This is a genomic window from Pseudomonas sp. PS1(2021) (genome assembly GCF_020405165.1).
Classification (GTDB): domain Bacteria; phylum Pseudomonadota; class Gammaproteobacteria; order Pseudomonadales; family Pseudomonadaceae; genus Pseudomonas; species Pseudomonas aeruginosa.
Genome location: NZ_CP084484.1, coordinates 3,367,650 through 3,384,208, shown reverse-complemented (window position 1 = coordinate 3,384,208; position 16,559 = coordinate 3,367,650). Strand labels below are relative to the sequence as shown.

Below are 16,559 nucleotides of genomic sequence, written 5' to 3'. Positions count from 1 at the left end.
ACCAGGTTCCGGATGTTTCGCTGAACACGGGGCGGCGCATGCTACCCCGCACCCCCCGGGGTGTACAGGCGCTGAGCCGGCGGGTCTGTTGCAAGTCTAGTCCGGCCTGCGCGACGAGCCGTAAGAACGCAGGCGACGCGGCGGCCGCGGCTTTTTATAATGCGCGCGGCAATCCGCGATTCGGTTTCAGAGGTGGTTGGTGATGCAGGTGGATGAACAGCGCTTCGGCGGTATCGGCCGGTTGTACGGTCGCGAGGGGCTGCAACGCCTGGCCGATAGCCACGTCGCGGTGGTCGGCATCGGCGGGGTCGGTTCCTGGGCGGCGGAAGCGCTGGCCCGCAGCGGCGTCGGCGAGATTTCCCTGTTCGACCTCGACGATGTCTGCGTGACCAACACCAACCGCCAGGTGCATGCCATCGAAGGCTCGGTGGGCAAGGCCAAGGTCGAGGTGATGGCGGCGCGCATCCGGGCCATCAACCCGGCCTGCCGGGTCCACGCGGTGGCCGATTTCGTCACCCGCGAGACCATGGCCGAGTACATCGTCGACTTCGACTACCTGATCGACTGCATCGATAGCGTGGCCGCCAAGGCCGCGCTGATCGCCTGGTGCAAGCGGCGCAAGATCCCGGTGATCACCACCGGCGGCGCCGGTGGCCAGGTCGACCCGACGCAGATTCAGGTCGCCGACCTGAACAAGACCTTCAACGACCCGCTGGCGGCCAAGGTGCGTTCCACCCTGCGCCGCGACTACAACTTCTCGCGCACGCCGGGGCGCACCTACAGCGTGCCCTGCGTGTTCTCCAGCGAACAACTGCGCTACCCGAAGCCGGACGGCACGGTGTGCCAGTCGAAGAGTTTCGTCGGCGAAGGGGTGAAGCTGGACTGCGCCGGCGGCTTCGGCGCGGTGATGATGGTCACCGCCACCTTCGGCATGGTCGCCGCCGCCCGCGCCGTCGAGCGCCTGGCGGAAGGCCGCGCGCTGCGGCCGTCGCGGCGCACGCCGGGGAACGCCTGATCAGGCGCCGACCGCCACCAGGCTGAGCAGGCGTTCGTCGAGCACGGCGAACTGGGCGTCCAGCTCGCTGCCGTGGCGCCACTCCGGCGACAGGTCGGTGAGCAGGCGCAGCCGGGCCTGGCCGTCGGCGCGCCATTCCAGCAGTTCCGCATGTTCGAAATAGAAGCGCTTGCCCACCAGCGGATAGAGCGCCTTGAACAGGCTTTCCTTCAGCGAGAACGCCAGGGTCACCAGCAGGCCGGTGCGTCGCTCCAGGTCGTCGGCGAAGCGCAGGCGTTCGCCTTCGGTGAGGATCTCGCCATGCAGGTAGCGCGCCCGTTCGGCTTCGAGCAGGGTTTCCACGTCCAGGCCGAGCCCGCGCCAGTCACCGCGCGCCGCCACCAGGGCGGCGGCCCAGCGGTCGCCATGGGTGATCGAGCCGCTGATCGCGGCCGGCCAGACCGGTGCGCGGTCCTCGCCGACGGCCGGCGTCTGGGCGCGGCCATCGAGGGCGAACAGGGCGGCGCGTGCGCAGAGGCGCCCGGCGAGAAACTCGGCCTGGCGCTTGGCCACCGCGCGGAGGATGTTCGCCGGCGGCTGGATGCCGGCCAGGGCGAAGTCGCCGGGTTGCAGCAGCGCCGGGTCGAAGCGGGTGCTGCGCAGTTGCACGCCGGGCAGCGCGACGGGCAGCGGCCAGCGGTCGTCCAGCGGGGTGCAGAAGGAGGGGAGACGGTCGTTCATGGCGCGCATTGTGCCGGTTCCCGACGTGGCCCACCAGTCACGCGGCGCTTACACAAGATTGCAAAAGCGCAACAAAGGAAAACGGACCGCGAGGCCCGGTTTTGACAGACTGCGCCGCGCATTCCTGTGGAATGCAGGTGAGGTTGTTTGTTGATGACGGGATACTGTCCTGTCTCGACCTTTCAAGACGGGAGTCCCTCCGGGGACTCCCGTTTTTTTATGCGTCGGCGCAGGGTTCAACCCTGCCCGAAGATGTCCTTGAGGAACGCCTGCAGGTCTGCCCAGGAGCGCTGGTCGGCCTGGCGGTCGTAGCCGATGTCCAGGCCGTGGCCTTTGTGCGCGTCGGCGTCGGGGTTGGTGAAGCCGTGTTTGGCGTCGTCCTGGATCACCACCCGGTAGTCGGCGCCGGCGGCGTTCAGTTCCTGTTTCAGGGCGTCGAGGTCCTTGGCCGGGACCAGGCTGTCGGCGCTGCCGTGCTCCACCAGGATCTTCGCCTTGACGCTGCCCTTGCTGGCCGGGGTGGCGGTGCCGAGGGCGCCGTGGAAGCTCGCCACGCCGGCCAGCGGCAGGCCCTGGCGGGCCATGTCGAGGACGATCTTGCCGCCGAAGCAGTAGCCGACCGCGGCGATCTGGCTGGGATCGGTCTGCGGTTGCCGCTTCAGCAGTTCCAGGCCGGCGAGGAAGCGCGCCTTGGCGGCGTCGGCATCCCGGGTCGCGGCCTGCATGAAGGCCATCGCGTCCTGCGGGTGCTCGGTGTGCTTGCCTTCGCCGTACATGTCGATGGCCAGGGCGCTGTAGCCGAGTTCGGCGAGGTCGCGGGCGCGGCGTTTGGCATAGTCGTTGAGCCCCCACCATTCGTGGACCACGATGACCCCAGGGCGGATCCCCGGCTTGCTGTCGTCGTAGGCGAAATAGCCGACCATGCGCGTGCCGTCTGCGCTCCGGTAAGGCATCTCGCGGGTCTGGATAGCGGCCTGGGCGCTGGCGGCGCAGGCGATGAACAGCAGGGCGCAGAGCAGGCGCATGGCATCTCTCCGTGAAAGGGTCCCCGATCAAGATAGACGCTTGTGCGCGGGACGCGGGGAAAACCCTCGGTGCCGGCCTTGCGCCGCTCAAACGCGGGCCATTCGGCCAGGCAAAGCGTGCGCCGCTCATCTACCCTATGGGCGAGTCCCTTCCCCTCGCTAGGACACCGTCTGGATGCCTGACCTGAGTACCTGGAACCTGACCATTCCCCAGGGCCGCCCGGCCATCACCATCTCCACCAGCCAATTGCAGCGCGACTACCGCAGCGACTATTTCCAGCGCACCGCCGACGGCATTCGCTTCTGGGTGCCGGTCAACGGCAGCCACACGCGCAACAGCGAGTTCCCGCGCAGCGAGTTGCGCGAGACCCTGTCCAGCGGCAGGCCCTACAACTGGCGTTACGCCAGGGCCGACAACTGGCTGGAGGCGACCCTGCGCATCGAGGCGGTGCCCTCGACCCGGCGCATGATCATCGGCCAGATCCACAGCGATGGCAGCAATAGCGGCCAGGCCGCGCCGCTGGTGAAGCTGCTCTACCAGTTGCGGCTCGACCAGGGGCGGGTCCAGGCGCTGGTCCGCGAGCGGCCGGACGATGGCGGGACCAGGGCCTATACGCTGATGGACGGGATTCCTCTCGGCCAGTCGTTCAGCTACCGCATCGGCGTGTCTCGCAGCGGATTGCTCAGCGTGTCGGTGAATGGTAGCGCCCTGGAGCAGCAACTGGACCCGCAGTGGGCCTACCAGGGCCTTTATTTCAAGGCCGGACTCTACCTGCAGGACAACCGCGGACCGTCCAGCGAGGGCGGGCGGGCGACATTCAGCGAGCTGCGCGTTAGCCATCAATGAGCGGTCGAGGCGTCTGCGCCGCGGACTTCGCGTTGTCGTGGCGTTTTGCAACTGCCAGATCTGGCAGGCGCGGAAGAGGGGAAACCGGGCACGGGAAAAAATATCCGTATCTTTCCAAGGGGAAATAGGTCTCACGATCCGCTGATTCTGGTACTTCAGTACATGAAATCGCCTTGGCGGATCGCCCCGAATAAATGCCACGTTCTGCGCAACGCCCTGCCGGGTTTGCACAATGGGTCGAGGCCTGGCTGGATGAAATTCACTCTTGCTGCTGGCCAGCGTAGTTCTTTGCAAGTCAAAAGTTCGCCGTCAATAATTATTGTGGATAACTATTGTTTCAGGCTTTTCCTGTCAACTGTGCGAAGCGTCAGCTTATTGCCGATTTTTCCTCTCGCTATTGCTTTCTCCACGTTCCGAAGAAGTTCGGACGTACAGGTTTCTTTGCTGTTTTCAGCGAGAACCATTCGTTTCGATCATTTGAATACGTGGAGATTCAGACATGAAAAATCAGGTGAATGCCCTGGCGGTTCTAAGTGTGGGTGAAATCGAACAAGTTTCTGGCGCCGGGACTTTCCTGGGCGATGCCATCATCAATGGCGTCTACGCGGCCAACTCCTTCCTGAACTCGCCGCTGTTCTCCAGCATCGGCAACGCGGCCAGCGCCATCGGCCTCAACCGTACCCACGAGCTGGTCGACCTGCTGGCCTTCCAGGTGCCTTCGGTGGCGGCGATCACCGTCGGCAAGATTCTCGGCGGGACCGACAACCACAATGTTCCGTTGCATTACAACAAGGAAAGCGGCGAAGGGCTTTACAGCTGATCGCAACCTGTTGAAAGAGCGATTCGATGCTCAGGCATCGAGTCGTTCCTGGTTAATGCATTGATGGAGTCGATGATATGAAACGCAGGAGTGTGCTCTTGTCGGGTGTCGCCCTGAGTGGAACCGCACTGGCCAATGACTCGATATTCTTTTCGCCCTTGAAATACCTCGGGGCGGAACAACAGCGATCTATCGATGCCTCGCGAAGTTTGCTGGACAACCTGATTCCGCCGAGTTTGCCGCAATATGACAACCTGGCCGGAAAGTTGGCGCGGCGTGCGGTATTGACCAGCAAGAAACTGGTATATGTCTGGACCGAGAACTTCGCCAATGTCAAAGGCGTGCCGATGGCCCGCTCGGTGCCGCTGGGCGAGTTGCCGAATGTCGACTGGCTGTTGAAGACCGCCGGGGTGATCGTCGAGTTGATCGTCAATTTCGTCGCCTCGTTGCCGGCGTCGGCCGCCGCGCAGTTCGAGCGGATCGCCGCCGGGCTCAGCGGTGACCTGGAAGCGGCGCGCCAGGTCCACGAGGCGTTGCTGGAGGAGGCGAAGAACGATCCGGCCGCGGCCGGCAGCCTGCTGCTGCGCTTCACGGAATTGCAGACGCGGGTGATCGCCTTGCTGACGCGGGTCGGCCTGCTGGTCGACGACATCCTCAAGAGCGCCAGCAACCTGGTTACCCAGGGTGGACAGGGCGACGGCCTGAATCGCTTCCGCGCGGTGTTCGGCACCCTACGCCTGCCGGAGGTCGCCGACAGCTTCCGTGACGACGAAGCGTTCGCCTACTGGCGGGTGGCCGGGCCTAATCCGCTGCTGATCCGCCGCGTCGATGCGCTGCCGGCCAACTTTCCGCTGGGCGAAGAGCAGTTCCGCCGGGTGATGGGCGCCGACGACAGCTTGCTGGAGGCCGCCGCCAGCCGCCGCCTGTACCTGCTGGACTACGCCGAGCTGGGCAAGCTGGCGCCGTCGGGAGCGGTGGACAAACTGCTCACCGGGACGGGCTTCGCCTATGCGCCGATCGCCCTGTTCGCCCTTGGCAAGGATCGGGCGAGGCTGTTGCCGGTGGCCATCCAGTGCGGCCAGGACCCCGCTACCCATCCGATGTTCGTGCGTCCCGCGGAGTCGGAGAGTGATCTGTACTGGGGTTGGCAGATGGCCAAGACGGTGGTCCAGGTCGCCGAGGAGAACTACCACGAGATGTTCGTCCACCTGGCCCAGACCCACCTGGTGAGCGAGGCGTTCTGCCTGGCCACCCAGCGCACCCTGGCGCCCAGCCATCCGCTGCACGTCCTGCTCGCCCCGCACTTCGAGGGCACCCTGTTCATCAACGAGGGGGCGGCGCGGATCCTGTTGCCCAGCGCGGGCTTCATCGACGTGATGTTCGCCGCGCCGATCCAGGACACCCAGGCCACCGCCGGCGGCAACCGGCTGGGGTTCGACTTCTACCGCGGCATGTTGCCGGAGAGCCTGAAGGCGCGGAACGTCGACGACCCGGCCGCGTTACCGGACTACCCCTACCGCGACGACGGCCTGCTGGTGTGGAATGCGATCCGCCAGTGGGCGGCCGACTACGTGGCGGTGTACTACGCCAGCGACGGCGACGTCACCGGTGACGTCGAACTGGCGGCCTGGGTCGGCGAAGTGATCGGCAGCGGCAAGGTGGCCGGGTTCCGCCCGATCACCGGTCGCAGCCAACTGGTCGAGGTGCTGACCATGGTGATCTTCACTGCCTCCGCGCAGCATGCGGCGGTCAATTTTCCCCAGCCTTCGATGATGACCTACGCACCAGCCATCTGTGCCATGAGCGCGGCGCCGGCACCGGACTCGCCAAGCGGCAAGAGCGAGGCCGATTGGTTGAAGATGATGCCGCCGACCCTGGTGGCGCTGGAGAAGGTGAACATCTATCACCTGCTCGGTTCGGTCTACCACGGTCGCCTGGGCGACTACCGGCAGACCGGGTTCCCCTACGCGCCGGTGTTTTCGGACAGGCGGGTGACCGCCAGCGGCGGCCCGCTGGAGCGCTTCCAGGCACGCCTGAAGGAGGTCGAGGCGACCATTCGCACGCGCAACCAGGCGCGCCGCAGGCCCTACGAGTACCTGTTGCCGAGCCGGATCCCGGCGAGCACCAATATCTGAGCCGGAGAAAGAGGACGGGGCGCCCCTGGGCGCCCCGTTGCTCTTAGCGGCCTTCGCTTTCGGCGGCGTCCGCCGGCGCGGCATGCCGCTGCTTCAACTGGCGGCGCGCCAGGAGGCTGCCGAGGAGGATCACGAACAGCGCGCCGAAGGCCGCCGCACCGTAGTGCAGGTAGGAATCCCATTGCGCGTAGGGCGCCAGCCAGGGCTTCAGGGCGCTGTCGGTGAGCAGCATGCCGCCGGCGATCCAGCCGAGCAGGCCGCCGCCGAAGAGGATGATCAGCGGGAAGCGGTCGATCAGGCGCAGGATCAGCTGGCTGCCCCAGACGATGATCGGGATGCTGATCAGCACGCCCAGGGAGACCAGGAAGAAATCCCCGGCCGAGGCGGCGGACAGGGCGATGACGTTGTCCAGGCTCATCACCGCGTCGGCGATGATGATGGTCTTGATCGCGCCGAGCAGGTGGGTGCTGCCCTTGATGTCGTCGCCGTTCTCCTCCTCCGGCAGCAGCAGCTTGATGCCGATCCACAGCAGCAGGAGCGCGCCGATTACCTTGAGGTAGGGCAGGTCGAGCAGGTGCAGGGCGAAGAACAGCAGCAGGATGCGGATCAGGATGGCGCCGGCGACGCCTCCGAAGATCGCCTGCTTGCGCCGGTGCGCCGGCAGGTGCCGGCAGGCGAGGGCGATGACTACGGCGTTGTCGCCGCCCAGGAGGATATCGATGGCGACGATCTGCAGCAGGGCTGTCCAGAACGTCGGGTCGCTCAACCAGTGGATCAAGGTTGTACTCCGAAACGTGTAGTGAGGGTGGAAAGCCCGGGGCGGTGGCGGGTGGCGGCCGCCCGGCTTTCCTGCGGTGGTCTGGGACCGTCGGGGCCGGCTCCGGCTTGTGGACGGAGGCGGGGAACACTGCTTGGACCGGCGAACGCCCGGCCAGTGCCCGGAAAACGGACGCGCGGGTGGCGCAGCGCGTTCGGGCACGGATGTGACGCGGCGGATCGGCCGCGAGACACCCGGCATGCGTATTCCGCCGCCAGTCTGCCCGAGCAAGGTTTCACCCGCCTTTCAGGGCGGAGATGGCGCCGCACCCGGCGGGACGGTAGGCTAGTGGCCCGTGTGGCTGACTCGACCAGTCGAACGCCGATCACCGAGTCAACCGTACAGGCCACCAGGCCTTCGGCGCCGGGGGAAGCCCGCCGGTGCCATGGATGACCGTTCACCGTACAAGGAAACCCCATGCGCAGTCTTCTTCTCTCCTCGCTGGCCCTGCTACCCGCCCTGGCCCTGGCGCAACCCGACGCCTCGAGCTTCCCTTCCTGCCTCGCCGGCCTGCAGAAGAAGGCCCAGGCGCAGGGCATTTCCGCCGACAGTTATGAGCGCTTCACCAGCGGCCTGCAGGCCGACCTCAGCGTGCTCGACCTGCTCGACGCGCAGCCGGAGTTCACCACCCCGCTGTGGGACTACCTGGCCGGTCTGGTGGACGAGCAGCGGGTCAGCGATGGCAAGGCGATGCTCGCCCAGCACGACAAGCTGCTCGACCAGGTGGCCGCGCGCTACGGCGTGGACAAGTACACGGTGGTGGCGGTGTGGGGCGTGGAAAGCGACTACGGGCGGATCTTCGGCAAGCGTCCGCTGCTGACCTCGCTGTCGACCCTGTCCTGCTACGGGCGCCGCCAGTCGTTCTTCCAGGGCGAGTTCCTCGCCACCCTGAAGCTGTTGCAGGCCGGCGACATCCGCGACGCCGGCATCACCGGCTCCTGGGCCGGGGCCTTCGGCCATACCCAGTTCATGCCATCGACCTACGCGCGGATCGCCGTGGACTTCGACGGCGACGGTCGCCGCGACCTGGTGGGCAGCGTGCCGGATGCCCTCGGTTCCACCGCCAACTACCTGAAGAAGGCTGGCTGGCGCACGGGACAGCCGTGGGGCTATGAAGTGAAGGTGCCGGCCGACTTCCCCGCCAGCCTGGCCGGGCGCGGCAAGCGCCAGCCGCTGTCGGCCTGGGTCGCCCGTGGGGTGAGGCGGGTCGACGGCCAGCCGCTGCCGGGCGGCGACGAGAAGGCCGCGATCCTCCTGCCGGCCGGGGCCCAGGGCCCGGCCTTCCTGGTCTATCGCAACTACGATGCGATCTATTCCTACAACGCCGCGGAAAGCTACGCGCTGGCCATCGCCCTGCTTTCCGACCGCCTGCGCGGCGGCAGCGGCCTGGTGGCGTCCTGGCCGACCGACGACCCGGGCATCAGCCGGCTCGAGCGCAAGCAATTGCAGAAGGCGTTGCTGGCGCGCGGCTACGACATCGGCGAGGCCGACGGGCTGATCGGCACCAGCACGCGCAAGGCGATCCAGGCCGAGCAGAAGCGCCTCGGCCTGACCCCGGCCGACGGTCGCGCCGGGCGCAAGATCCTCGAGGCGCTGAAGGGCGCCCAGCCCTGATTGCGCCGCGCCGCCCGGTCCGCGGGCGGCGCTACCAGCCCTTCACCCCGGTCATGTCCGGCAGGTGGTGGGCGATCCCCTTGTGGCAGTCGATGCAGGTGGCTTCGCCGCTGGCCAGGGCGGTGGAGTGCATCTGCCGCGCGCGCACGCTCTGCCGGGTGAAGTCCATGAACTCGAAGTTGTGGCAGTTGCGGCATTCCAGCGAATCGTTGGCCTTGAGTCGTGCCCATTCGTGCTCGGCCAGCTCGCGGCGGTGATCGAGGAATTTCTCGCGGGTGTTGATGGTGCCGAAGATCTTGCCCCAGACCTCCTTGGAGGCCTGCATCTTGCGCGCGATCTTGTCGGTCCACTTGTGCGGCACGTGGCAGTCGGGACAGGTGGCGCGGACTCCGGAACGGTTGCTGTAGTGGATGGTGTCCTTGAGTTCGACGAACACGTTGTCGCGCATCTCGTGGCAGGAAATGCAGAAGGTCTCGGTGTTGGTCGCCTCCAGGGCGGTGTTGAAGCCGCCCCAGAAGACGATCCCGGCGATGAAGCCGCCGAGGGTGAGGAAGCCCAGGCTGAAATGCACGCTGGGACGACGCAGGACCCGCCAGTAACCGGCCAGCCAGGCGATGAGTGCTTTCATGCGGCCTCCCTCAGGGTTTGCGCGCCGCATTGGCGGCTTCTTTCTCGAGGATCTGGTCGATGTTCTCGAAGCGGTTGTCGACCAGCGGCTTTACGTCCTGTTGCGGCACATGGCACTGCACGCAGAAGTAGCGGCGCGGCGAGACGGCGGCCAGCGGCTGGCCGTCGCGGTCCATGTAGTGGGTGATGCTGATCATCACCGCCTGGGTTCGCGCGCTGTTGGCGCGGCTGTGGCAGGACAGGCACTTGTTGCTGTCCTTGTCGATGCGATAGCCGACGATGCTGTGGGGAATGGTCGGCGGCTGCTCGGGGTAGTTGCGCTCGCGTTTCAGGTCCTTGTTTTCCTCGGCCGCCAGCGGCGGCGCGGGGCGGCTTTCGGCCAGCGTGCCGCCGGGGCGGCGGCCGTCGGGGGCGGGCGCGTCCAGCGGGTAGCCGAGGTCGGCGGCGAAGGCCGCGGGGGCGCCGAGCAGGACGAGGAGCAGGGCAGTCAGCAGAGGTTTCATGGCGCGCTCCTCAGGCCAGGTTGAGCAGTTCGATGCGAACGGCGCACTTCTTGTAGTCGGTCTGCTTGGAAATCGGGTCGGTGGCGTCCAGGGTGACCTTGTTGATCAGCTTGTTGGCGTCGAAGAACGGCACGAACACCAGCCCCTGGGGCGGCTTGTTGCGCCCGCGGGTCTCGACCCGCGCGCGGATCTCGCCGCGCCGGCTCACCACCTTGACCTCGCTGCCGCGGCGCAGCTTGAGCTGGCGCGCATCCTCCGGGTGCATGTAGACCAGCGCGTCGGGCACCGCCTTGTACAGCTCCGGGACCCGCGCGGTCATGCTCCCGGTGTGCCAGTGTTCGAGCACCCGGCCGGTGGCGAGCCAGAACGGGTAGTCCTGGTCCGGCGCCTCGGCCGGCGGCTCGTAGGGCAGGGCGAAGACAATCGCCTTCTTGTCCGGATAGCCATAGAACTGCACGCCACTGCCCTTGCTCACGTAGGGGTCGTAGCCCTCGCGGTAGCGCCAGCGGGTCTCCTTGCCGTCCACCACCGGCCAGCGCAGGCCGCGCGCCTCGTGGTAGGCGTCGAAGGGGGCGAGGTCGTGGCCGTGGCCGCGACCGAAGGCGGCGTATTCCTCGAACAGACCCTTCTGGATATAGAAGCCGAATGCGTCGACCTCGTCGTTGGCGTAGCCCTTGGCCAGGTCGCTGGCCGGGAAGCGGTCGACCTGGCCGTTGCGGAACAGCACGTCGTAGAGGGTCTTGCCCTTCAGCTCGGGGGCCTTCGCCAGCAGTTCCGCGGGCCAGACCTCGTCGGTGGTGAAGCGCTTGGAGAATTCCACCAGCTGCCAGAGGTCGGACTTCGCCTCGCCCGGTGCCTTCACCAACTGGTGCCAGAACTGCGTGCGGCGCTCGGCATTGCCGAAGGCGCCTTCCTTCTCCACCCACATGGCGCTGGGCAGGATCAGGTCGGCGGCCTGGGCCGAGACGGTGGGGTAGACGTCGGAGACGATCACGAAGTTGTCCGGGTTGCGCCAGCCGGGCAGCACTTCCTGCATCACGTTGGGACTGGCCTGCATGTTGTTGCTGACCTGGGTCCAGTAGACGTTGAGCACGCCGTCCTTGAGCATCCGGCTCTGCTGCACGGCGTGGAAGCCGACCTTCTCCTGGATGGTGCCGGCCGGCACCTTCCAGATCTTCTCCGCGGTTTCCCGGTGCTTCGGGTTGGTCACCACCAGGTCGGCGGGGAGCCGGTGGGAGAAGGTGCCGACCTCGCGCGCGGTGCCGCAGGCCGAGGGCTGGCCGGTGAGCGAGAAGGGGCTGTTGCCCGGTTCGCTGATCTTCCCGGTGAGCAGGTGGATGTTGTAGATCAGGTTGTTCGCCCAGACCCCGCGGGTGTGCTGGTTGAAGCCCATGGTCCAGAACGACACCACCTTGCGCTTGGGGTCGGCGTAGAGTTCGGCGAGGGCCTTCAGCCGCTCGGCCGGCACGCCGCTTTCGCGCGCGGTGCGCTCCAGGGTATAGGGCTTGACGAACTCGGCGAAGGCCTTGAAGTCGATGTCGCTCCAGGTGTTGGCCTTGTCGGCGTTCTTCGCCTTCTTCTCCAGCGGGTCGTCCGGGCGCAGGCCGTAGCCGATGTCCTCGGCGCCATGGGCGAAGCGCACGTGGCGCTCGACGAAGTCGCGGTTCACCGCGCCGCTCTCGATGATGTGGTTGGCGATGTAGTTGAGGATGATCAGGTCGGTCTGCGGCTTGAACACCATGGGCAGGTCGGCCAGCTCGAAGCTGCGGTGCTCGAAGGTGGACAGCACCGCGACCTTGACCTGCGGCGCGCTGAGCCGGCGGTCGGTGACCCGCGACCAGAGCACCGGGTGCATCTCGGCCATGTTCGAGCCCCAGAGGACGAAGCTGTCGGTGGCCTCGATGTCGTCGTAGCAGCCCATCGGCTCGTCCATGCCGAAGCTGCGCATGAAGCCCATCACCGCCGAGGCCATGCAGTGGCGGGCGTTGGGGTCGATGTTGTTGCTGCGCAGGCCGGCCTTGAACAGCTTGTTCGCCGCATAGCCTTCCCAGACCGTCCACTGGCCGGAGCCGAACATGCCGACCGACTCCGGTCCCTTGGCCTTGAGCGCGGCCTTGAACTTCTCGGCCATGATGTCGAAGGCCTGTTCCCAACTGATCGGCTGGAACTCGCCCTGCTTGTCGAACTTGCCGTCCTTCATGCGCAGCAGCGGGCGGGTCAGGCGGTCGCTGCCGTACATGATCTTCGACAGGAAGTAGCCCTTCACGCAGTTGATCCCGCGGTTGACCTCGGCCTTGATGTCGCCATGGGTGGCCACCACCTGGCCGTCGCGGGTGGCGACCATCACGCTGCAACCGGTGCCGCAGAAGCGGCAGGGGGCCTTGTTCCAGACCAGGCTGGTGACGTCCGCCTCGGTCACCAGGTTGCTGGCGCGGACCAGGATCGGCAGGCCGGCCGCCGCCGCGGCGATGGCGGCGGCGTTGGCCTTGGCGAATTCACGACGGGTGAGGTTCATCGATTGTCTCCTCGGGCGAGCACGGTATCGCGCGGTCGGTCATGGCCGCCGCGTCGTTGCTATCGTCGTCGTGCAGGATCTCGTGGTAGACCAGCACGGCGTTGAGCACTCCTGGCAGGTTCTGCAACTGGCCCAGGGTGTCGAGAATCTGTTCTTCGCGTTCGGCTTCCAGCACCAGGATCAGCTTGCCCTGCGGGCTTTCCTGGTAGATCTCCAGGCCGTCGAGCAGCGCCAGGTTGGCCTTCACCGCCGGCAGTCGCTCGGGTCGGCAATGCAGGATGAGGCTGGCGATCTGCAGGGCTTCAGGCATGTCGTGGAGACTCCTTGGTGGATAGCGCGCGCAGTTGGATGGCCTGGCTCGGACAGGGCGCCAGGCAGGCGCCGCAGCCGTTGCAGCGCTGGCTGTCCAGCTCGGCCAGGGCGACGCCGCCGGGGGCCGGGCGGAAGCGGATCGCGGCGGGTTCGCAGGCGTCCTGGCAACTGCGGCAGTGGATCCCGGCCAGGGCCAGGCAGGCTTCGCCGATCGTGGCGATCCAGGGGAAGGCCGGGCGCGCGCCATCGAACAGGCCGGCCTCGCAGCGGCTGGCGCATTCCCCGCACAGCGTGCAGCCGGCGCTGGAGAGGTCGAGTTCGACGAGCCGACCGGCGCCGAGCTTCAGCACGCCTTCCGGGCAGGCCTCGACGCAGCCGGCGCAGCCTGTGCAGCCTGCGGCGAAGTCGGCGGCGGTCCACGGCGGGCGACGCGTCGGCGGGTGCCCGCCGAGGCGGCGGAACAGCTCTCGGCGACTGCTCATACCCGACCTCAGGCCGGCGGCCCGGGCGGGCCGGCCAGTAGCTGGTACATCCAGACGCAGAAACCGAAGCCGCCGACCAGTGCGACGGACAGCAGCGGGAACAGGCAGATCACGAGAAACAGGAAGAGCCTGGCTTCCATGCCCTTGACGCGTCCCTGGTCGGGTTGTTCGTTCATTGGCCCAGCCTCTGTGCAGGCGACTGTAGAAAGCCTAGACCCTACTTGCAGTACGGGCAAAAACCTCGCCGAGCCGGCGCGCGGCAGCCTGGAAACAGAGCGTTCGCCGGCAAACGCGAGTCGTTCAGCCCGGGTTCAGCAAGCGTTCAGGGGCGGTTCAGTACCCTGTCCGTACTCTGCAAGCCGTGAACGACACGACTCTCGCAGAACGGAGAAACACCATGAAAGCACTCAAGACTCTCTTCATCGCCACCGCCCTGCTGGGTTCCGCCGCCGGCGTCCAGGCCGCCGACAACTTCGTCGGCCTGACCTGGGGCGAGACCAGCAACAACATCCAGAAATCCAAGTCGCTGAACCGCAACCTGAACAGCCCGAACCTCGACAAGGTGATCGACAACACCGGCACCTGGGGCATCCGCGCCGGCCAGCAGTTCGAGCAGGGCCGCTACTACGCGACCTACGAGAACATCTCCGACACCAGCAGCGGCAACAAGCTGCGCCAGCAGAACCTGCTCGGCAGCTACGACGCCTTCCTGCCGATCGGCGACAACAACACCAAGCTGTTCGGCGGTGCCACCCTCGGCCTGGTCAAGCTGGAACAGGACGGCAAGGGCTTCAAGCGCGACAGCGATGTCGGCTACGCTGCCGGGCTGCAGGCCGGTATCCTGCAGGAGCTGAGCAAGAATGCCTCGATCGAAGGCGGCTATCGTTACCTGCGCACCAACGCCAGCACCGAGATGACCCCGCATGGCGGCAACAAGCTGGGCTCCCTGGACCTGCACAGCAGCTCGCAATTCTACCTGGGCGCCAACTACAAGTTCTAAATGACCGCGCAGCGCCCGCGAGGGCATGCTTCGATGGCCGGGCCGGAAGGTCCGGCCGCATCTCATCCGGAGGAACCTCATGAAACTGCTGGTAGTGGAAGACGAGGCGCTGTTGCGCCACCACCTCTATACCCGCCTGGGTGAACAGGGGCACGTGGTGGACGCGGTACCGGATGCCGAGGAAGCCCTCTACCGGGTCAGCGAATACCACCACGACCTGGCGGTGATCGACCTCGGCCTGCCGGGCATGAGCGGCCTGGACCTGATCCGCGAGCTGCGTTCGCAGGGCAAGTCCTTCCCGATCCTGATCCTCACCGCCCGCGGCAACTGGCAGGACAAGGTCGAAGGCCTGGCCGCCGGGGCCGACGACTACGTGGTCAAGCCGTTCCAGTTCGAGGAACTGGAAGCGCGCCTGAACGCGTTGCTGCGACGCTCCTCGGGGTTCGTCCAGTCGACCATCGAGGCCGGCCCCCTGGTCCTCGACCTGAACCGCAAGCAGGCGCTGGTCGAGGAGCAACCGGTGGCGCTGACCGCCTACGAATACCGCATCCTCGAATACCTCATGCGGCATCACCAGCAGGTGGTGGCCAAGGAACGCCTGATGGAACAGCTCTATCCCGACGACGAGGAGCGCGACGCCAACGTCATCGAGGTGCTGGTCGGCCGCCTGCGGCGCAAGCTGGAGGCCTGCGGCGGCTTCAAGCCGATCGATACGGTGCGCGGCCAGGGCTACCTGTTCACCGAGCGCTGCCGGTGATCCGTTCCCTGCGCATCCGTCTGATGCTCGGCGCCGCCGCCCTGGCGGTGCTGTTCATGCTGGCGCTGCTGCCGGCCCTGCAGCGGGCCTTCGGCATCGCCCTGGAGAACACCATCGAGCAGCGCCTGGCCGCCGACGTGGCGACCCTGGTCTCGGCGGCGCGGGTGGAGAAGGGCCGCCTGGTGATGCCCGAGCACCTGCCGGTGGAGGAGTTCAACCTGCCGGAGGCCAAGGTCCTCGGCTATATCTACGACCAGAATGGCGATCTGCTCTGGCGCTCCACCTCGGCGGCCGACGAGTCGATCAACTACACGCCGCGCTACGACGGCCGCGGCAACGAATTCCACACCACCCGCGATGCGAAGGGCGAGGAGTTCTTCGTGTTCGACGTCGAGATCGACCTGCTGCGCGGCAAGCAGGCGGCCTACAGCATCGTCACCATGCAATCGGTCAGCGAGTTCGAGAGCCTGCTCAAGGGGTTCCGCGAGCAGCTCTACCTGTGGCTCGGCGGCGCCCTGCTGGTCTTGCTCGGGCTGCTCTGGCTGGGTCTGACCTGGGGCTTCCGGGCGATGCGCGGGTTGAGTTCCGAGCTGGACCAGATCGAATCCGGCGAGCGCGAGAGCCTGAGCGAGGAGCATCCGCGCGAGCTGCTGCGCCTGACCCACTCGCTGAACCGCCTGTTGCGCAGCGAGCACAAGCAGCGCGAGCGCTACCGCCACTCCCTCGGCGACCTGGCGCACAGTCTGAAGACGCCGCTGGCGGTCTTGCAGGGGGTCGGCGACCAGCTCGCCGAGGAGCCCGGCAACCGCGAGCAGGTGCGGGTGCTACAGGGCCAGATCGAGCGCATGAGCCAGCAGATAGGCTATCAGTTGCAGCGCGCCAGCCTGCGCAAGAGCGGCCTGGTACGCCATCGCGAGCAACTGGCGCCGCTGGTGGAGACCCTGTGCGACGCGCTGGACAAGGTCTATCGCGACAAGCGGGTAAGCCTGCAGCGGGACTTCTCGCCGTCCTTCAGCGTGCCGGTGGAGCGCGGCGCGCTGCTGGAACTGCTCGGCAACCTGCTGGAGAACGCCTATCGCCTGTGCCTGGGCCGGGTCCGCGTGGGCGCCCGGCTGGGGCCGGGTTACTCGGAGCTGTGGGTCGAGGACGACGGTCCCGGAGTGCCTGCCGAACAGCGCGCACGAATCATCCGCCGCGGCGAGCGCGCCGATACCCAGCACCCGGGGCAGGGCATCGGCCTGGCCGTGGCGCTGGACATCATCGAGAGCTACGACGGCGAACTGAGCCTGGACGATTCCGAGCTGGGCGGCGCCTGCTTCCGCATACGTTTCGCTACAGTCTGAGACTTGGCGGCCGTTACCTACGTCTGA

The 16,559-nt window shown here is 66.8% G+C and carries 17 protein-coding genes; 8 read left to right on the top strand and 9 right to left on the bottom strand.

What is annotated here, in order from left to right; all coding sequences use genetic code 11:
* Window positions 1-202: 202 nt before the first annotated feature.
* Window positions 203-1,015, top strand: coding sequence for a tRNA cyclic N6-threonylcarbamoyladenosine(37) synthase TcdA (gene tcdA, locus LE197_RS16140; protein WP_003086553.1), 813 nt, complete (start codon window positions 203-205; stop codon window positions 1,013-1,015).
* On the opposite strand, the gene LE197_RS16135 is transcribed toward tcdA, so the two are convergent.
* Together LE197_RS16135 and LE197_RS16130 are read right to left on the bottom strand one after the other, a co-directional pair.
* Window positions 1,016-1,744 (bottom strand): 4'-phosphopantetheinyl transferase family protein, encoded by a 729-nt coding sequence (locus LE197_RS16135; RefSeq protein WP_003082383.1) that lies wholly within the window; start codon window positions 1,742-1,744, stop codon window positions 1,016-1,018.
* Window positions 1,745-1,971: 227 nt separating this feature from the next.
* A complete protein-coding gene (locus LE197_RS16130) occupies window positions 1,972-2,760 on the bottom strand; it encodes a dienelactone hydrolase family protein (protein ID WP_015648384.1) in 789 nt (262 codons plus the stop codon).
* 175 nt (window positions 2,761-2,935) lie between these two features.
* Here LE197_RS16130 and LE197_RS16125 point away from each other — a divergent pair, with 175 nt between their 5' ends.
* From LE197_RS16125 to LE197_RS16115, 3 genes are all read left to right on the top strand, one after another.
* Entirely contained in the window at window positions 2,936-3,607 is a 672-nt protein-coding gene (locus tag LE197_RS16125) for a polysaccharide lyase family 7 protein (RefSeq protein WP_003082396.1), read from the top strand.
* A gap of 499 nt (window positions 3,608-4,106) precedes the next feature.
* Window positions 4,107-4,427 carry a hypothetical protein gene (locus LE197_RS16120; protein WP_003082401.1) on the top strand — a complete coding sequence of 107 codons (321 nt, stop codon included), beginning with the start codon at window positions 4,107-4,109 and terminating at the stop codon, window positions 4,425-4,427.
* A 77-nt stretch (window positions 4,428-4,504) separates the two neighbouring features.
* A complete protein-coding gene (locus tag LE197_RS16115) occupies window positions 4,505-6,562 on the top strand; it encodes a lipoxygenase family protein (RefSeq protein WP_003123135.1) in 2,058 nt (685 codons plus the stop codon).
* Between the two features lie 43 nt (window positions 6,563-6,605).
* Here the strand turns inward: LE197_RS16115 and LE197_RS16110 are convergent, their stop codons facing one another.
* On the bottom strand, window positions 6,606-7,340 hold the full coding sequence (locus LE197_RS16110; RefSeq protein ID WP_003106697.1) for a TerC family protein: 735 nt from the start codon (window positions 7,338-7,340) through the stop codon (window positions 6,606-6,608).
* Window positions 7,341-7,796: 456 nt separating this feature from the next.
* Between LE197_RS16110 and LE197_RS16105 the strand changes: the two genes are divergently transcribed.
* Window positions 7,797-8,993: a lytic murein transglycosylase gene (locus tag LE197_RS16105; RefSeq protein ID WP_003082409.1), complete on the top strand. Its 1,197-nt coding sequence runs from the start codon at window positions 7,797-7,799 to the stop codon at window positions 8,991-8,993.
* Window positions 8,994-9,024: 31 nt separating this feature from the next.
* Here LE197_RS16105 and LE197_RS16100 read toward each other — a convergent pair whose 3' ends face one another.
* The 6 genes from LE197_RS16100 to napE are packed head-to-tail and all read right to left on the bottom strand — an operon-like array spanning window position 9,025 to window position 13,608.
* Window positions 9,025-9,621, bottom strand: a complete 597-nt coding sequence (locus LE197_RS16100; protein WP_003082412.1) for a cytochrome c3 family protein — start codon at window positions 9,619-9,621, stop codon at window positions 9,025-9,027.
* A 10-nt stretch (window positions 9,622-9,631) separates the two neighbouring features.
* Complete coding sequence (locus tag LE197_RS16095) at window positions 9,632-10,123, bottom strand: nitrate reductase cytochrome c-type subunit (protein ID WP_003082414.1); 492 nt, start codon at window positions 10,121-10,123, stop codon at window positions 9,632-9,634.
* Window positions 10,124-10,133: 10 nt separating this feature from the next.
* Window positions 10,134-12,638 (bottom strand): nitrate reductase catalytic subunit NapA, encoded by a 2,505-nt coding sequence (gene napA / locus LE197_RS16090; RefSeq protein ID WP_023109066.1) that lies wholly within the window; start codon window positions 12,636-12,638, stop codon window positions 10,134-10,136.
* On the bottom strand, window positions 12,619-12,948 hold the full coding sequence (locus LE197_RS16085) for a chaperone NapD (RefSeq protein ID WP_003082422.1): 330 nt from the start codon (window positions 12,946-12,948) through the stop codon (window positions 12,619-12,621). The genes napA and LE197_RS16085 overlap by 20 nt, the downstream gene beginning before the upstream one ends.
* Window positions 12,941-13,432 carry a ferredoxin-type protein NapF gene (gene napF, locus LE197_RS16080; RefSeq protein WP_023109065.1) on the bottom strand — a complete coding sequence of 164 codons (492 nt, stop codon included), beginning with the start codon at window positions 13,430-13,432 and terminating at the stop codon, window positions 12,941-12,943. The genes LE197_RS16085 and napF overlap by 8 nt, the downstream gene beginning before the upstream one ends.
* 8 nt (window positions 13,433-13,440) lie before the next feature.
* Complete coding sequence (gene napE / locus LE197_RS16075; RefSeq protein ID WP_003082429.1) at window positions 13,441-13,608, bottom strand: periplasmic nitrate reductase, NapE protein; 168 nt, start codon at window positions 13,606-13,608, stop codon at window positions 13,441-13,443.
* A gap of 221 nt (window positions 13,609-13,829) precedes the next feature.
* On the opposite strand from napE, the gene LE197_RS16070 reads away from it, so the two are divergent.
* From LE197_RS16070 to phoQ, 3 genes are all read left to right on the top strand, one after another.
* Window positions 13,830-14,432 carry an outer membrane protein gene (locus LE197_RS16070; protein ID WP_003082431.1) on the top strand — a complete coding sequence of 201 codons (603 nt, stop codon included), beginning with the start codon at window positions 13,830-13,832 and terminating at the stop codon, window positions 14,430-14,432.
* Window positions 14,433-14,511: 79 nt separating this feature from the next.
* Complete coding sequence (gene phoP, locus LE197_RS16065) at window positions 14,512-15,189, top strand: two-component system response regulator PhoP (RefSeq protein ID WP_003082436.1); 678 nt, start codon at window positions 14,512-14,514, stop codon at window positions 15,187-15,189.
* Entirely contained in the window at window positions 15,186-16,532 is a 1,347-nt protein-coding gene (gene phoQ / locus LE197_RS16060) for a two-component system sensor histidine kinase PhoQ (protein ID WP_003082438.1), read from the top strand. The genes phoP and phoQ overlap by 4 nt, the downstream gene beginning before the upstream one ends.
* Window positions 16,533-16,559 lie beyond the last annotated feature (27 nt).

Bases quoted from the DNA above. Each gene is read 5' to 3' on its own strand.
- tcdA (WP_003086553.1), top strand. From the start codon at position 203: ATGCAGGTGGATGAACAGCGCTTCGGCGGTATCGGCCGGTTGTACGGT.
- LE197_RS16135 (WP_003082383.1), bottom strand. From the start codon at position 1,744: ATGCGCGCCATGAACGACCGTCTCCCCTCCTTCTGCACCCCGCTGGAC.
- LE197_RS16130 (WP_015648384.1), bottom strand. From the start codon at position 2,760: ATGCGCCTGCTCTGCGCCCTGCTGTTCATCGCCTGCGCCGCCAGCGCC.
- LE197_RS16125 (WP_003082396.1), top strand. From the start codon at position 2,936: ATGCCTGACCTGAGTACCTGGAACCTGACCATTCCCCAGGGCCGCCCG.
- LE197_RS16120 (WP_003082401.1), top strand. From the start codon at position 4,107: ATGAAAAATCAGGTGAATGCCCTGGCGGTTCTAAGTGTGGGTGAAATC.
- LE197_RS16115 (WP_003123135.1), top strand. From the start codon at position 4,505: ATGAAACGCAGGAGTGTGCTCTTGTCGGGTGTCGCCCTGAGTGGAACC.
- LE197_RS16105 (WP_003082409.1), top strand. From the start codon at position 7,797: ATGCGCAGTCTTCTTCTCTCCTCGCTGGCCCTGCTACCCGCCCTGGCC.
- LE197_RS16100 (WP_003082412.1), bottom strand. From the start codon at position 9,621: ATGAAAGCACTCATCGCCTGGCTGGCCGGTTACTGGCGGGTCCTGCGT.
- LE197_RS16095 (WP_003082414.1), bottom strand. From the start codon at position 10,123: ATGAAACCTCTGCTGACTGCCCTGCTCCTCGTCCTGCTCGGCGCCCCC.
- napA (WP_023109066.1), bottom strand. From the start codon at position 12,638: ATGAACCTCACCCGTCGTGAATTCGCCAAGGCCAACGCCGCCGCCATC.
- LE197_RS16085 (WP_003082422.1), bottom strand. From the start codon at position 12,948: ATGCCTGAAGCCCTGCAGATCGCCAGCCTCATCCTGCATTGCCGACCC.
- napF (WP_023109065.1), bottom strand. From the start codon at position 13,432: ATGAGCAGTCGCCGAGAGCTGTTCCGCCGCCTCGGCGGGCACCCGCCG.
- napE (WP_003082429.1), bottom strand. From the start codon at position 13,608: ATGAACGAACAACCCGACCAGGGACGCGTCAAGGGCATGGAAGCCAGG.
- LE197_RS16070 (WP_003082431.1), top strand. From the start codon at position 13,830: ATGAAAGCACTCAAGACTCTCTTCATCGCCACCGCCCTGCTGGGTTCC.
- phoP (WP_003082436.1), top strand. From the start codon at position 14,512: ATGAAACTGCTGGTAGTGGAAGACGAGGCGCTGTTGCGCCACCACCTC.